Raw genomic sequence first — 13,957 nt, 5'->3', positions numbered from 1 at the left:
GCAAGGGCTCTTCGCAATGACGGCGATAGAGCGGGGCCCCCTCACTTCTTCGCGTAGATATCCTTGTACGTATCGCGCAAGATGTTCTTCTGTACCTTGCCCATCGTATTTCGCGGCAGCTCGTCGACGACGAAGACGCGCTTGGGCATCTTGAACTTCGCGATCCGTCCGTCGAGCGCGTTCAGCACGGCGGCTTCGGTGACATCGGCGCCCTTGTTGCAGACCAGCACCGCCGTAACGCCTTCGCCGAAATCGGCATGCGGCACGCCGATCACCGCTGATTCCACCACGCCGGGCATGGCGTCGATCTCGCTCTCGATTTCCTTGGGGTAGACGTTGAAGCCGCCGGAGATCACGAGATCCTTGCCGCGGCCGAGGATGTGCACGTAGCCCTTGCTATCGATCTTGCCGAGGTCGCCGGTGATGAAGAAGCCGTCGGGCCGGAATTCGGACTTGGTCTTCTCCGGCATGCGCCAGTAGCCCTTGAAGACGTTCGGGCCCTTGACCTCGATCATGCCGATTTCCTCGCGCGGCAGCTCTTTCCCTGTCTCGGGATCGGTCACGCGCACTGAAACACCCGGCAACGGGAAACCGACCGCGCCGGGGACGCGCTCGCCGTCATAGGGGTTCGACGTGTTCATGTTGGTTTCGGTCATGCCGTAGCGCTCGAGCACGGCGTGGCCGGTCCGCGCCGACCATTCGCGATGCGTTTCGGCAAGCAGCGGCGCCGAGCCAGAGATGAACAGCCGCATGTGCTTCGTGGTGTCGCGCGACAGCGCGGAATTCTGCAGCAGGCGCGTGTAGAAGGTCGGTACGCCCATCAGCACCGTGGCCCGCGCCATCAGCTTGATGATCAAATCCGGGTCGAGCTTCGGTAGGAAGATCATCGAGGCACGTGCGAACAGCGTCACGTTGGTCGCAACGAACAGGCCGTGGGTATGGTAGATCGGCAGCGCGTGGATCAGCACGTCTTTGTCGGTGAAGCGCCAGTAGTCGACCAGCGAGAGCGAGTTCGACGCCAGATTGTCATGCGTCAGCATCGCGCCTTTCGAGCGGCCGGTGGTGCCCGATGTGTAGAGGATCGCGGCGAGGTCGTCGTTTTCGCGAGGCACCGTCGCGAAGTCGCTACTCGCCTTGTCGGCGGCTTCCGTCAGCGAACCCTTGCCGTCAGCTCCGAGCGTTTCGACCTTGGCCTTCACCTTGGCGGCGATCGCAGCGAGCCCGTCGGCCTTGGAGGGATCGCAGACCACCAGCGAGGGCTCGGCATCGCCGATGAAGTAGTCGAGCTCGTTCAGCGTATAGGCGGTGTTGAGCGGCAGATAAACCGCGCCGGCCCTGACCGTGCCGAGATACAGCACGATATTGGCGACGGACTTTTCGACCTGCACCGCGACGCGGTCGCCGGTCTTCACGCCGCGCGCGACCAGCACATTCGCCATCTGCCCGGCCTGCGCGATCAGGTCGCCATAGCTGATGTGGCCGCCGTCATGCGTCTCGATCGCGAGGCGCGCAGGGTTGTCGAGGCCGTCGAACAGGCGGGAAAACAGATTGGCGTTGGCAGCTGTGTTCATGCAACATTCCTCGCCGGCGAAGGCCGGTCAAACCGAGGGCTGGATTAGCAAAAACCGCCCCGATGAAGCAACGGAGACAGTTTGCATGTCAAAAAACGGGAAACGCGTGGCCTGGGTCACGGGTGGCGGCAGCGGGATCGGGGAGGCCGGCGCCGAGGCACTGGCTGCCGACGGCTGGACGGTGGTGGTGTCGGGCCGGCGGAAGGACGCGCTGGATGCCGTGGTGGCGAAGATTACCGGGGCCGGCGGGTCGGCGGAAGCCATCGCCCTCGACGTGTCCAATGCCGCCGAAGCCCAAAAGGCGGCCGACCAGATCGTCGCAAAGCACGGCCGCATCGACCTGCTGGTGAACAATGCCGGTATCAATGTCCCCAAGCGCAGTTGGAAGGACATGGAACTGCAAGGCTGGGACCAGCTGGTCCAGGTCAATCTCAACGGCGTGCTTTATTGCATGCGCGCGGTGCTGCCGACGATGCGCAAGCAGCAGGACGGCGCGATCATCAACGTCTCGTCCTGGGCCGGCCGCCACGTCTCGAAGATGCCGGGGCCGGCCTACACCACCACCAAACATGCGGTGCTGGCGCTGACCCATTCCTTCAACATGGACGAATGCGTCAACGGCCTGCGCGCCTGCTGCCTGATGCCGGGCGAGGTGGCTACTCCCATCCTCAAGCTGCGTCCGGTGGTGCCGAGCGAGGAGGAGCAGGCGAAGATGCTGCAATCGGAAGATCTCGGCCGCACCATCGCATTCATCGCGAGCATGCCGGCGCGCGTTTGCATCAACGAGGTGCTGATCAGTCCGACGCATAATCGCGGCTTCATCCAGACGCCGAACAACAGGGATTGAGACGAGATCCTAGCTTCAAGCTCGTCATTGCGAGCGAAGCGAAGCAATCCAGAGATCGCAGAGGCAGTCTGGATTGCTTCGTCGCTTCGCTCCTCGCAATGACGGCGCGGAGGCACCCCACGAACTCCCTCCTCCATAGTTTCACGCATCACGATAAATTATTTCCCGAAACCGCACGGCGAACGCTCCCGTAGTTCGGTGCAACGACGGCGCTGCTGCTCCACGCCAAAAGGTCGCAGCCGACGTTGTTGCCCCAACTCAAGACCGGCCATCGCCGGTCACAATCCAATCGGGAGTTTCTCCATGTCGAAGCGCATTGCATATCTCGCCGCCGCTGCCTTCAGTGCCCTCACCATCACCGCGACCGTCGTCGCGCCTGCCCGCGCTGAGGAGAAGACCGTCATGGTCGGCGGCGCCGCGATGTTCCCGTCCAAGAACATCGTGCAGAACGCGGTCAATTCGAAGGACCACACCACGCTGGTGGCGGCGGTGAAGGCGGCTGGCCTGGTGCCGACGCTGGAAGGCAAGGGTCCGTTCACCGTGTTCGCGCCGACCAACGCCGCCTTCGGCAAGCTGCCGGCCGGCACCGTCGACAATCTGGTCAAGCCGGAGAACAAGGCGACGCTGACCAAGATCCTCACCTACCATGTCGTGCCCGGCAAGCTCGAGGCCTCCGACCTCAAGGACGGCCAGAAGCTGAAGACCGCCGAGGGCGAGGAACTCACCGTGAAGAAGTCCGGCAGCTCCGTCATGATCGTCGACGCCAAGGGCGGTTCATCGACCGTCACGATCCCGAACGTCAACCAGTCCAACGGCGTGATCCACGTGGTCGACACCGTGCTGATGCCGGCGTCGTAACACCGCACGCGCCTGTTTCATCCCCGAACAGGATGTTTCTAGACGGCGAGCCGGGGGTGCCCGGCTCGCTTTTTTGTGACCGCCATAGCCTGGCGGCATCGATTCAATGGCCGAGAAGGGCGTAACGAAAGCCGGCGGCTCGGCGTATAATTGCCGACACACGATCCCCAGGACGGAACCATCATGGCGAGCCTCACAGTCACCGACGAGCAAGTCAGGGCCACTGCGGCCAAAGTGATCCAGCCGGCCTGGGTCCGCGTCATGCACTGGGTCAACGCGCTGGCCATGATCCTGATGATCCTGTCGGGCTGGCAGATCTACAACGCCTCGCCGCTGTTCGGCTTCAGTTTTCCGCGGGAGTACACGCTCGGCGGCTGGCTCGGCGGCGGCCTGCTCTGGCACTTTGCCGCGATGTGGCTGTTGATGATCAACGGCCTCGCCTATCTCGTCACGGGCTTCGTCACCGGCCGCTTCCGCAAGAAGCTGTTTCCAATCACCCCGTCGGGCGTGCTCCACGACGTCAGGGCTGCGCTGACCTTCAAGCTCGGCCATGACGACCTCACCGTCTACAATTACGTGCAGCGCCTGCTCTATGCCGGCATCATCCTGGTCGGCGTGCTGATCGTGCTGACGGGCTTGGGGATGTGGAAGCCGGTCCAGCTGCACTGGCTCGTCATGCTGTTCGGCGACTACCCGACCGCGCGCTACATCCATTTCTTCTGCATGGCCGCGATCTGCGCGTTCCTCGTCGTTCACGTCCTGCTCGCGCTGCTGGTGCCAAAAAGCCTGCGCGCCATGATCATCGGTCGCTAGAGCATGATCCGGAAAAGTGTGAAGCGGTTTTCCGACAAGATCATGCTCAAAGTAGATATGTGAGGAGAACATGGCAAAGCGTTCATTCCTGATCCCCGGCGTCGACAAGCGACTGCTGATCAAGGACTCCATCAAGACCATGCCCGACGTCACCCGCCGCCGCTTCATCGCGGGCGGCGCCAGCCTCGGCGCGTTGACGCTGCTCACCGGCTGCGACGTGGTCGATTCGTCCTCGGCTGAAAACATGCTGGCCCAGATCTCGAAATTCAACGACGCGGTGCAGGCCTTCATCTTCAATCCCGATGCGCTGGCGCCGACCTTTCCCGAGAGCGCGATCACGAAGCCGTTTCCGTTCAACGCCTATTACGATCTCGACGATGCGCCTGACGTCTCGGCTGCAGACTGGAAGCTCGAAGTGCGCGGCCTCGTCGACAACAAGAAGTCGTGGACGCTGGACGAACTGTATAAGCTGCCGCAGGTCTCGCAGATCACCCGCCACATCTGCGTCGAGGGCTGGAGTGCGATCGGCAGCTGGACCGGCACGCCCTTGCGCGATTTCCTCAAGCTGATCGGTGCCGACACGCGCGCCAAATACGTCTGGTTCCAGTGCGCCGACAAGGACGGCTACAACTCGCCTCTGGACATGCGCTCTGCGCTGCATCCGCAGACCCAGATGACGTTCAAATACGCGAACGAGATCCTGCCGCGCGCCTACGGCTTCCCGATGAAGATCCGCGTGCCGACAAAGCTCGGCTTCAAGAACCCGAAATACGTCGTCTCGATGGAAGTCACCAACGACTACAAGGGCGGCTATTGGGAAGACCAGGGGTATAATTCGTTCAGCGGGAGCTAGGACCGCTGCCGTAGTTTCGTAGGGTGGGCAAAGCGAAGCGCGCCCACGCATTTGTTGCGATTCGAGAGAGATGGTGGGCACGGCACAAGTTCGCCTTTGTCCCACCCTACGGCACCGATTGCTTGGCCGGCCCCACCTTCCGCTGGCACAACGCCGCGACCGCCCCCAGCGCCAGCAATGCCGCCGATACATTGAGCGCGTAGCTCAAGCTACCCAGCGCGTCCGTGATGGCGCCGACCACGATCGGCCCCAGCGTCTGGCCGACGCCGAACGAGATCGTCATTGCCGCGATTGCGGTCGGCCACATTGCCGGTGGATAGTTGAAGCGGACGAAGGCGGTGGTCGAACCGACCACGGCGAAGAAGGCGACGCCGAACACGATCGCCGAGACCGCGAGCCACGCCGGCGAATGCCCGAGCATCGGCAGCGCCGCACCCAGTGCGTTGGTGCCGAGGATGATGGCGGTGGGCAATCCGCCGCGATCGAGCGCCAGCACGCCGCGCCAGGCCCACGGCGTGACGAAAGCGGACAGGCCGATCAGGCCCCAGAACGCCGCCTGCGCTGTGGCTCCGCCGCCGCCGTCGCGCACATAGGCGATCATGAAGGTCATGTAGGCGATGTAGCCGGCGCCGAACAGGAAGTAGCCGGCGAGATAGATCAGCACGGGGAAAACTGCGAACGACGCGTGGCTGCCTTCGGAGAAGCGGACGCTGCTATCGATGCGAATCAGGAACAGCGGGATCGCCATCGCGATGGACAGCAGCGTCAGCGCCCACCAGACGATCCACCATGAGCCCGGCCCGAAATATTGCAGCGTGAACGGGGCGATCAGCCCGGAGGACAGAATGCCGATGCCGGGCCCGGCATAGAACAGGCTGAGCAGGAAATTGGCCCGCTCGGGGCGCGACTGGGCGATGGTTGCCGCGAGCGCGCTACCGGCGACGAACCCGGCCGCGGCGCCGAGGCCCAGCACGAGGCGCGCCAGGCTCAGCGCGACGAAATTCCCCGTCAGCGCGCAGGTCGCGAGTGCGGCGACGCAGGCCAACGTTCCGCCGCGGATCGCGGCCGCCCAGCCGACGCGCTGGATCAGGCGCGAGGCCACCAGCGCGCCGACGAGATAGCCGACGGCGTTGATGGTGTTCATGAATCCGGCTGCCGAGTAGGACCAGCCGAGGTCCTCCCGCATGTCCGGCAGCACCAGGGCATAGGCAAAGCGGCCGATTCCAAGCCCCACCGTCGCCGCCAGCGACAGGGTCAGGATCAGCCGCGCAGGATGTGCGTCGGGCGGGGGGCGATCAGGGGTGTGCAAGGGATACTCCGGCAGCCTCCACTGTGGCAGGCCCCGCCCGGCTTGCACAGCCGTGGCGCGGCAATGGTGTCTTGCCAAGCGCGCAACGCCGCTCTAGCAATCCGGCCGAAATTCATCCTGCCCGTCATGCCCGGGCTTGACCCGGGCATCCATCATCGTCGCAGACCGATGGATTGCCGGGTCAAGCCCGGCAATGACAGGGAAACACTGAGGACACGACCATGGCGACCCAGAAACTGCTGCTGCTTCCCGGCGACGGTATCGGCCCCGAGGTGATGGGCGAGGTGAAGCGGCTGATCGACTGGCTCAATTCGGCCGGGATCGCCAAATTCGAGACCGACACCGGCCTCGTCGGCGGCTCCGCCTATGACGCTCACAAGGTCTCGATCTCCGAGGGCGACATGGCCAAGGCGCTTGCCGCCGATGCCATCATCTTCGGCGCGGTCGGCGGTCCGAAGTGGGACGCGGTGCCCTACGAGGTGCGCCCTGAAGCCGGCCTGCTGCGGCTGCGCAAGGATCTGGCTCTGTTTGCCAACCTGCGTCCCGCCGTGTGCTACCCGGCGTTGGCCGATGCATCGAGCCTGAAGCGTGAGGCCGTCGAAGGCCTCGACATCATGATCGTGCGCGAGCTCACCGGCGGCGTCTATTTCGGCGAGCCCAAGACCATCACCGATCTCGGCAACGGCCAGAAGCGGGCCATCGATACCCAGGTCTACGACACCTATGAGATCGAGCGCATCGGCCGCGTCGCCTTCGAACTCGCGCGGAAGCGCAAGAACAAGGTGACGTCGATGGAAAAGCGCAACGTCATGAAGTCGGGCGTGCTCTGGAACGAGGTCATGACGGCGGTCCACAAGCGCGAATACCCTGACGTCACGCTCGAGCATCAGCTCGCCGATTCCGGCGGCATGATGCTGGTGAAGGCGCCGAAGCAGTTCGACGTCATCGTCACCGACAATCTGTTCGGCGACATGCTGTCCGACATTGCCGCGATGCTGACGGGGTCGCTCGGCATGCTGCCGTCGGCCTCGCTCGGCGAGGTCGATGTGAAGACCAAGAAGCGCAAGGCGCTGTACGAGCCCGTGCACGGCTCGGCGCCTGATATCGCAGGCCAGGGCCTCGCCAATCCGATCGCGATGATCTCGTCCTTTGGCATGGCGCTGCGCTATTCCTTCGACATGGGCGCGCTCGCCGACAAGGTCGATGCCGCGATCGCCGCGGTGCTCGCCAGCGGCCTGCGCACCGCCGACATCAAGTCGGAGGGCACCACGGCCGCCTCGACCACGCAGATGGGCGAAGCGATCCTGAAGGAATTGCAAAAGCTGCACGCGTGAGGTTTGCACGGCTTTCGTAGGGTGGGCAAAGCGCAAGCGTGCCCACCACTTCCTAACTGTTGAACAGAGATGGTGGGCACGGCGCTTCGCGCCTTTGCCCACCCTACGGCACCTGCTCCCGGAGCTAAATCATGGACACGCCCCGCCCCAAGCTCGCGGAAACCATCATCCATGACACGGTGCGCCAGCGCGAGGCGCAGATCGGGCGGCGCTGCGAAATTCTCGGCAACACCCGCATCGAATATGCCTCGCTCGGCGACTACTCCTATCTCGGCGAGAATTGCGAGGTCGCCGACGCGCAAATCGGCAAGTTCACGGCCATCGCCAATTCGGTGCGGATCGGTGCGCCCAATCATCCGATGGGCCGGCCGTCGCAGCATCGCTTCACCTATTGCCCGGAATATTACGAGGCGGGCGTGACGCGCGACCGTGACTTCTTCGCGGACCGTCGCGGCGACCGCGTCATCGTCGGCAATGATGTCTGGATCGGGCACGCCGCCATCCTGCTGCCCGGCGTGACTGTCGGCGACGGCGCGGTGATTGCGGCGGGCGCGGTCGTCAGCCGCGATGTCGAGCCCTACACGATCGTCGGCGGCGTTCCCGCGCGCCCCATCCGCAAGCGCTTTGACGATACCGTTGCCCACAGCCTGCGCCGCATTGCCTGGTGGGATTGGCCGGACGAGCTCATCTTCGAGCGCCTGGGCGATTTTCGCTCCGAGGAGATTGAGGACTTTTGCAGGCGCTATGATCCGGCAGCCAACGCATAAGAAGGACGCACCTCGCAAAAACAAAAATGGCCGGGCGCGAGCCCGGCCATTTTGATTCGGTCGATAACGCCGCTCAGTACAGCGGGAAATTCTGCGGATAGCCGCCGACGTCCTGCGGCGGCGAGAGTGGCTGGCGGTCGATCGGGCGATTGAGATTCTCGCGGGCGAAGGACGGATAGCCCACGGCCGGCGGGAAGGCGTAGTCGGAGAACTTGCGGTCGCCCGGATTGACCTCGGTGCCGCCGTCGAGCCAGGAACGCTTGCTCACATAGATGCGGGTACGGCCCTGCTGGTAGACGGCGTTGGGGCCGCTCGGGCCGTAATAGTGCCGGCCACGCTCGTCATAGCGCTTGGTCTTGTTGTCGGCCGAGGCGGGCGTCACGAGGGACGTTGCAATCACGGCGCCCGCTGCAAGCATGGTCGCCAATTTGGCAGAGAATTTCGAGCTCATCACGTCCCCTTCAGGCGGCAGGCCGCCAGTCGATTTCATCCCCATACTAGCCCGGCCGGGGTGAGCGCAACTAGGTCTATTGGGTCACACCGGCTTGGAATAATCGTGCGCGCTGACAAAAGTTGCATCAATACCAGCCACTTGAGCTTGATGCAGGAGCTTGACGTAAGTCAAAGCGCCCCGCGCAATTGCGCGTTTGCCGCGCCCAGCAGCCAGTCCGGCGAGCCCGCGGGGTCGCAAGCACGGCGCTTCAGCTCGGCACGCGCGAACAATTCCGCCAGCTTCGGCTCGTTGCCTGAGGTCAGCAGCGTCAGCCGGTTCAGCGTGCAGGCGATCGCCGCACGCCGGGCGGGCATTGTATCGCCCTGGCAGGAGAAGCCGGAGATCTGCAAGCCTGGCTCCTCGTTGCGCTTGAGGTAGCCGAGGCAGGCCGGCGTCCCCTTGTCCGTGCCAATCGGCCGGAACAGAGCGACGGGGCCGAATTTCGTCTCGATCAGGCCGGCCTGCTCGAGCGGGGTGGGCGCCCCGAGGCCCATCTGGACGGCGAGGTCCATCGCGACAGGACGGGTCACGTCGAATTCGCCCCCTTCCCGATAGATTTCGAGCTCGGCCAGCGGGTGGTCCGCCGCACTCGTCCAGCGCATGACGTCTTTGCGGCCGCCTTCGGGATGCCGAAGGATGGTGTAAGAGGCTGTTTTTTCTGATGAATCGATCCGGCTCAGGGCGAAGGCCGGGTGCGAGCGGTCGGCCGTGCTCCAGCCCGGCCGCAGCGCCGGCTCGTCGTCGCGCAGTTCGGGCAGCTGGCCGAGCGCGGCGAGGGCGAGGATGGCAAACAGAGCGAGCGTCCCCACATAGGCAATCAGACGTGCCAGCGTGCCGACCACCTCGTCGGCGAAGGCCGCCAGCGTCAGATAGAGACTGGTCCGGGTGGGGATTGCGGCCGTGCCGGCCTCGAGCGAGTGCATCCACGTCCCTAAGGCATGGTCCAACGTTGTCTTGCAGCTGGTTCTCGCATAGAAGCGCTGCTCTTCCTGTTTAAGCGTCAGCTTCGGGAACGGGCTATTTCATCGGAGAGTGAACGATGGGTTACAAAGTCGCAGTCGTCGGCGCGACCGGCAATGTCGGACGGGAAATGCTCAACATTCTCGACGAGCGCAAATTCCCCGCGGACGAGGTCGTGGCTTTGGCGTCACGCCGCAGCGTCGGCGTCGAGGTCTCCTATGGCGACCGCACCCTGAAGTGCAAGGCGCTCGAGCATTACGACTTCTCCGACGTCGACATCTGCCTGATGTCGGCCGGCGGCGAGGTGTCGAAGGAATGGTCGCCGAAGATCGGCGCCGCCGGCGCTGTCGTGATCGACAATTCCTCGGCCTGGCGCATGGACCCGGACGTGCCGCTGATCGTTCCCGAAGTGAACGCGGATGCGACTGCCGGCTTCAAGAAGAAGAACATCATCGCCAACCCGAATTGCTCGACCGCGCAGCTCGTGGTCGCGCTGAAGCCGCTGCACGACAAGGCGACGATCAAGCGTGTGGTGGTCTCGACCTATCAATCGGTGTCGGGCGCCGGCAAGGACGCGATGGACGAGCTGTTCTCGCAGACCAAGGCCGTCTACACCAACAGCGAGATCGTCAATAAGAAGTTTCCCGCGCGCATCGCCTTCAACATCATCCCCCAGATCGACGTCTTCATGGAGGACGGCTACACCAAGGAAGAGTGGAAGATGATGGCGGAGACCAAGAAGATCCTTGATTCCAAGATCAAGCTCTCCGCCACCTGCGTGCGCGTGCCGGTGTTTGTTGGCCACTCCGAAGCCGTCAACATCGAGTTCGAGAATCCGATCAGCGCGGATGAAGCGCGCGACATCCTGCGCAAGTCGCCCGGCTGCCTCGTCATCGACAAGCACGAGCCCGGTGGCTACGCCACGCCGTACGAAGCGGCCGGCGAGGACGCCACCTACATCAGCCGCATCCGCGAGGACGCGACGGTGGAGAATGGCCTCGTGCTGTGGTGCGTGTCGGACAACCTCCGCAAGGGCGCAGCCCTCAACGCGATCCAGATCGCGGAAGTGCTGATCAACCGCAAACTGATCAGCGCGAAGAAGAAGGCGGCCTGACGCTGCCGTAGCGAGATCTTGTCGGGTGGGCACAGCGAAGCGTGCCCACCATCTGCGTTTTTCGATCGGCAGAGATGGTGGGCACGGCGCGTTGCGCCTTTGCCCCCTACGACTTCAAGCCGAGCCGACGCAGGCCTACACCACGTTCCGCGCGTTCTTGAATTCCTTGCTCGCCTTGTCGAGCACGAACAGCGATCCCTCCGCGACGCCGAAATAGGCGCCGTGGGTCTGCATCTGGCCGCTGTCGACCGCCTTCTGCACGAACGGGAACGTCATGAGGTTTTCCAGGCTGCGGAACACCGCGGCCTTCTCGATCCGTTCGACGAATTGCGCCATGGTCTCGTGGTCGCGCTGCTCGACCACTTCGCCTGGCTTGATGAACATCTGCATCCATTTGCCGATGAAGTCGCCGGGCGTGAGCGGCTCGATCTTGTCGACGAAGGCGCGGATGCCGCCGCATTGGGCGTGGCCGAGCACCACGATGTGCTTCACCTTCAGCACCGTCACCGCATATTCCAGCGCGGCCGAGACGCCGTGGGCGTTGCCGTCGGGCTGATACACCGGCACCAGATTGGCGATGTTGCGGACCACGAACAATTCGCCCGGGCCGACGTCGAAGATCACCTCGGGCGAGACGCGGCTGTCACAGCAGCCGATCACCATCACTTCCGGAAACTGCCCCTTCACCGACAGGTCGCGGTAGCGGCTCTGCTCGGTCGGCAGCCGCTGGGTGGCGAAGGCCTGATAGCCTTCCAGCAAATGCTTCGGGAATGTCATCATGGCCTATGCCTAATCATATACCGCGGGGGCGAACAAGCCTTTCGAACAGGCAGGCCAGGTGCTATCGGCTCCGGTCGAGATCCCGTTTGAGGAAACCGGAAGGAACGCTTGCATGACCCGTCCGCGCCGCAGCCATTTGTTCATGCCCGGCTCCAATCCCCGCGCGCTGGAAAAGGCGCGCAACCTTGCCGCCGACGGCCTGATCCTTGATCTCGAAGACTCCGTCGCCCCCGACGCCAAGGCCGCTGCGCGCGATGGGATCGCGGCTGCCATCGCGGCCAAGGGGTTCGGCAAGCGCGAGATCCTGATCCGCACCAACGGCCTCGACACACCCTGGTGGGCCGACGACGTCGCGATGGCCGCCAAGGCCTCGCCCGACGGCATCCTGGTTCCAAAAGTTTCAAGCATCGAAGATCTCGACAGGATAGGCTTTCGTCTCACCGAACTTGGCGCAGCCCCGACGGTGAAGGTCTGGGCCATGATCGAGACCGCGCGCGCGGTGCTGCATGCGGAGGAACTGGCCGAGGCGGGGCGCGATCCCTCGCGGCGGCTTTCCGGTTTCGTGTTCGGTCCGAACGACATCTCGCGCGAGACGCGCATCAGGATGCTGCCGGGCCGCGCCGCGATGATTCCGATGATCACCCACTGCATCCTGGCGACGCGCGCTCATGGCCTCGAAATCCTCGACGGCCCCTACAGCGACATCGCCAATCCCGACGGTTTTGCCACCGAATGCGCGCAAGGCCGCGATCTCGGTTTCGACGGCAAGACGCTGATCCACCCCTCGCACATCGACGCCTGCAACGCGATCTTCACCCCGCCCGAAGAGGACATCGCGCGCGCGCGAAAAATCATCGCGGCGTTCGAACTGCCGGAGAACGTCTCGCGCGGCGCGATCCGGTTGGACGGCGCGATGGTGGAGCGCCTGCACGCCGACATGGCGCGGCGCACGATCGAGATCGCGGACGCGATCGCAGCGATGGGGAAGGGTTGAGGACGTACTCAGCTGCCGCGCCATTCAAGACGACGCGTTGCTCATTCGCAGCGCGGCGCCGTCGTTGAGCGCGCGGGTCCCTTACTGCCTGCGTCTCGCATTCTTCAACGTCTCGGATGGCAGCTCACCCACGGTCCGACGATATTCGGATGCGAAGCGGCCAAGGTTCTGAAAGCCGCATTTGAACGCCACGGCCAGCACGCTGGTTTGCTCGTCGGGTCGTCGCAACAGTTCCGCCGCGCGGTCGAGCCGAATGCGCCGCGCGAACTGGCCGGGTGATCCCCGTCCAGCATCGGAGAATTCGCGGAAAACCGTCCGCACGCTCACATTGGCGATCTCGGCGATCTCTTCCAGATCGAGCGGCTCGTCCCAATGCGCCGCGATATAGGACTCCACGAGATCGACCACGGTCCGATTGGCGCGGGGCGGAGCGCGGTGAAGCCGATCCGAGAAGCTGTGCGGATTTGCCAGAAGAATTCGCACCATCAGCGCCCGCTCGAGCTCGGCGATGGCTATGGGCGCGTAATCCTGTCCGAACCGTTCCAGCTCCTCGGCAAATCTGAAGACGTCCTGGCGCACATGCGCCATCATCGCCGGATCGGCGTTGCCGTCGACGAAATGCAGCTTCGTGCTGCTGTCGTCGCCGACCAGGCTCTTCGCCAGACGCTCCAGTGCGGTGGCATCCATCCTCAGCACCAGTTGCCGGTAGCCCGGCGCAAAGTCGAGATCGAGCCTGGCGTCGCCGCGGATCATCGGGCTCCAGGCCGCGATCGGCTGGTTATGTGCTTTGGTCCTGAGGCGGGCGGCTCCCTGAATGGAGAAGAACTGGCGGAGGATCTGCGATTCCGGAAAGGAAAGTGACGCGGCACCATCGTAGGCGCAGAAGGCGAGGCCGATCGAACTCAAGCGGGCAAGATTGGCCTGAATACCGAACTCGCGGTCATGCGTCTCGAACCGATCGGCGCCATACGCTGCGAACAGGCGGTCGCGCGCGTACTCGCTGTCGCGCGATCGTAGCAAAGCATAGCGGTCAAGATAGGACACGGAGCCCAAATCAGAACCCTCAAAATGCCAAAACTACTGAATCGCAATCCGAGCGCTACCAATTGGAGATTGCACGGAACGGCCGGCGGTCGTGACTGATCACATGCCGCGCAACAGCGGGCAGTTGCTTGCCGGTGCGACAAATTGCCGGGACTTTCTATGCGAATTCATTTCTTTTCGCTCGCGCATCGGCCATGCGCGGCCATGCGAGCTGCGCATT

General features: G+C 63.8%; 14 protein-coding genes. 8 read left to right on the top strand and 6 right to left on the bottom strand.

The annotated features are described in order from the left end of the window. Positions 1-41 precede the first annotated feature (41 nt). Positions 42-1,571: a malonate--CoA ligase gene (locus C7G42_RS00530; RefSeq protein ID WP_106947173.1), complete on the bottom strand. Its 1,530-nt coding sequence runs from the start codon at positions 1,569-1,571 to the stop codon at positions 42-44. Positions 1,572-1,656: 85 nt separating this feature from the next. On the opposite strand from C7G42_RS00530, the gene C7G42_RS00525 reads away from it, so the two are divergent. From C7G42_RS00525 to C7G42_RS00510, 4 genes are all read left to right on the top strand, one after another. Then, positions 1,657-2,418: an SDR family oxidoreductase gene (locus C7G42_RS00525; protein ID WP_106947172.1), complete on the top strand. Its 762-nt coding sequence runs from the start codon at positions 1,657-1,659 to the stop codon at positions 2,416-2,418. Positions 2,419-2,721: 303 nt separating this feature from the next. Then, positions 2,722-3,276: a fasciclin domain-containing protein gene (locus tag C7G42_RS00520; protein ID WP_106947171.1), complete on the top strand. Its 555-nt coding sequence runs from the start codon at positions 2,722-2,724 to the stop codon at positions 3,274-3,276. 183 nt (positions 3,277-3,459) lie between these two features. Next, entirely contained in the window at positions 3,460-4,089 is a 630-nt protein-coding gene (locus C7G42_RS00515) for a cytochrome b/b6 domain-containing protein (protein ID WP_106947170.1), read from the top strand. Between the two features lie 70 nt (positions 4,090-4,159). Next, on the top strand, positions 4,160-4,942 hold the full coding sequence (locus tag C7G42_RS00510; protein ID WP_106947169.1) for a molybdopterin-binding protein: 783 nt from the start codon (positions 4,160-4,162) through the stop codon (positions 4,940-4,942). Positions 4,943-5,048: 106 nt separating this feature from the next. Here the strand turns inward: C7G42_RS00510 and C7G42_RS00505 are convergent, their stop codons facing one another. Further along, positions 5,049-6,251 (bottom strand): YbfB/YjiJ family MFS transporter, encoded by a 1,203-nt coding sequence (locus C7G42_RS00505; RefSeq protein WP_106947168.1) that lies wholly within the window; start codon positions 6,249-6,251, stop codon positions 5,049-5,051. 221 nt (positions 6,252-6,472) lie between these two features. On the opposite strand from C7G42_RS00505, the gene leuB reads away from it, so the two are divergent. Then, positions 6,473-7,585 carry a 3-isopropylmalate dehydrogenase gene (leuB, locus tag C7G42_RS00500; protein WP_106947167.1) on the top strand — a complete coding sequence of 371 codons (1,113 nt, stop codon included), beginning with the start codon at positions 6,473-6,475 and terminating at the stop codon, positions 7,583-7,585. A gap of 131 nt (positions 7,586-7,716) precedes the next feature. Beyond that, positions 7,717-8,352, top strand: a complete 636-nt coding sequence (locus tag C7G42_RS00495; protein WP_106947166.1) for a DapH/DapD/GlmU-related protein — start codon at positions 7,717-7,719, stop codon at positions 8,350-8,352. A 73-nt stretch (positions 8,353-8,425) separates the two neighbouring features. On the opposite strand, the gene C7G42_RS00490 is transcribed toward C7G42_RS00495, so the two are convergent. Both C7G42_RS00490 and C7G42_RS00485 read right to left on the bottom strand, forming a co-directional pair. Continuing rightward, positions 8,426-8,848, bottom strand: coding sequence for a hypothetical protein (locus C7G42_RS00490; protein WP_106947165.1), 423 nt, complete (start codon positions 8,846-8,848; stop codon positions 8,426-8,428). Between the two features lie 125 nt (positions 8,849-8,973). Next, the gene (locus C7G42_RS00485; protein WP_106947164.1) at positions 8,974-9,768 is read right to left on the bottom strand and encodes a hypothetical protein; all 795 of its coding nucleotides are present in this window, start codon (positions 9,766-9,768) and stop codon (positions 8,974-8,976) included. Between the two features lie 116 nt (positions 9,769-9,884). On the opposite strand from C7G42_RS00485, the gene C7G42_RS00480 reads away from it, so the two are divergent. Further along, positions 9,885-10,919, top strand: a complete 1,035-nt coding sequence (locus C7G42_RS00480; RefSeq protein WP_106947163.1) for an aspartate-semialdehyde dehydrogenase — start codon at positions 9,885-9,887, stop codon at positions 10,917-10,919. A 135-nt stretch (positions 10,920-11,054) separates the two neighbouring features. Here C7G42_RS00480 and C7G42_RS00475 read toward each other — a convergent pair whose 3' ends face one another. Beyond that, positions 11,055-11,699 carry a carbonic anhydrase gene (locus tag C7G42_RS00475; protein ID WP_106947162.1) on the bottom strand — a complete coding sequence of 215 codons (645 nt, stop codon included), beginning with the start codon at positions 11,697-11,699 and terminating at the stop codon, positions 11,055-11,057. A gap of 112 nt (positions 11,700-11,811) precedes the next feature. On the opposite strand from C7G42_RS00475, the gene C7G42_RS00470 reads away from it, so the two are divergent. Continuing rightward, on the top strand, positions 11,812-12,693 hold the full coding sequence (locus tag C7G42_RS00470; protein WP_106947161.1) for an HpcH/HpaI aldolase/citrate lyase family protein: 882 nt from the start codon (positions 11,812-11,814) through the stop codon (positions 12,691-12,693). 81 nt (positions 12,694-12,774) lie between these two features. Here C7G42_RS00470 and C7G42_RS00465 read toward each other — a convergent pair whose 3' ends face one another. Next, a complete protein-coding gene (locus C7G42_RS00465; RefSeq protein ID WP_349627517.1) occupies positions 12,775-13,737 on the bottom strand; it encodes an AraC family transcriptional regulator in 963 nt (320 codons plus the stop codon). Positions 13,738-13,957 lie beyond the last annotated feature (220 nt).

Source organism: Bradyrhizobium sp. MOS003 (assembly GCF_003020125.1).
GTDB lineage: Bacteria > Pseudomonadota > Alphaproteobacteria > Rhizobiales > Xanthobacteraceae > Bradyrhizobium.
This window is presented reverse-complemented; position numbering and strand designations above follow the sequence as displayed.

Excerpts from the sequence above, each read along its gene's own strand:
- C7G42_RS00530 (WP_106947173.1), bottom strand. The coding sequence starts at position 1,571 with ATGAACACAGCTGCCAACGCCAATCTGTTTTCCCGCCTGTTCGACGGC.
- C7G42_RS00525 (WP_106947172.1), top strand. The coding sequence starts at position 1,657 with ATGTCAAAAAACGGGAAACGCGTGGCCTGGGTCACGGGTGGCGGCAGC.
- C7G42_RS00520 (WP_106947171.1), top strand. The coding sequence starts at position 2,722 with ATGTCGAAGCGCATTGCATATCTCGCCGCCGCTGCCTTCAGTGCCCTC.
- C7G42_RS00515 (WP_106947170.1), top strand. The coding sequence starts at position 3,460 with ATGGCGAGCCTCACAGTCACCGACGAGCAAGTCAGGGCCACTGCGGCC.
- C7G42_RS00510 (WP_106947169.1), top strand. The coding sequence starts at position 4,160 with ATGGCAAAGCGTTCATTCCTGATCCCCGGCGTCGACAAGCGACTGCTG.
- leuB (WP_106947167.1), top strand. The coding sequence starts at position 6,473 with ATGGCGACCCAGAAACTGCTGCTGCTTCCCGGCGACGGTATCGGCCCC.
- C7G42_RS00495 (WP_106947166.1), top strand. The coding sequence starts at position 7,717 with ATGGACACGCCCCGCCCCAAGCTCGCGGAAACCATCATCCATGACACG.
- C7G42_RS00490 (WP_106947165.1), bottom strand. The coding sequence starts at position 8,848 with ATGGGGATGAAATCGACTGGCGGCCTGCCGCCTGAAGGGGACGTGATG.
- C7G42_RS00485 (WP_106947164.1), bottom strand. The coding sequence starts at position 9,768 with ATGCACTCGCTCGAGGCCGGCACGGCCGCAATCCCCACCCGGACCAGT.
- C7G42_RS00480 (WP_106947163.1), top strand. The coding sequence starts at position 9,885 with ATGGGTTACAAAGTCGCAGTCGTCGGCGCGACCGGCAATGTCGGACGG.
- C7G42_RS00475 (WP_106947162.1), bottom strand. The coding sequence starts at position 11,699 with ATGATGACATTCCCGAAGCATTTGCTGGAAGGCTATCAGGCCTTCGCC.
- C7G42_RS00470 (WP_106947161.1), top strand. The coding sequence starts at position 11,812 with ATGACCCGTCCGCGCCGCAGCCATTTGTTCATGCCCGGCTCCAATCCC.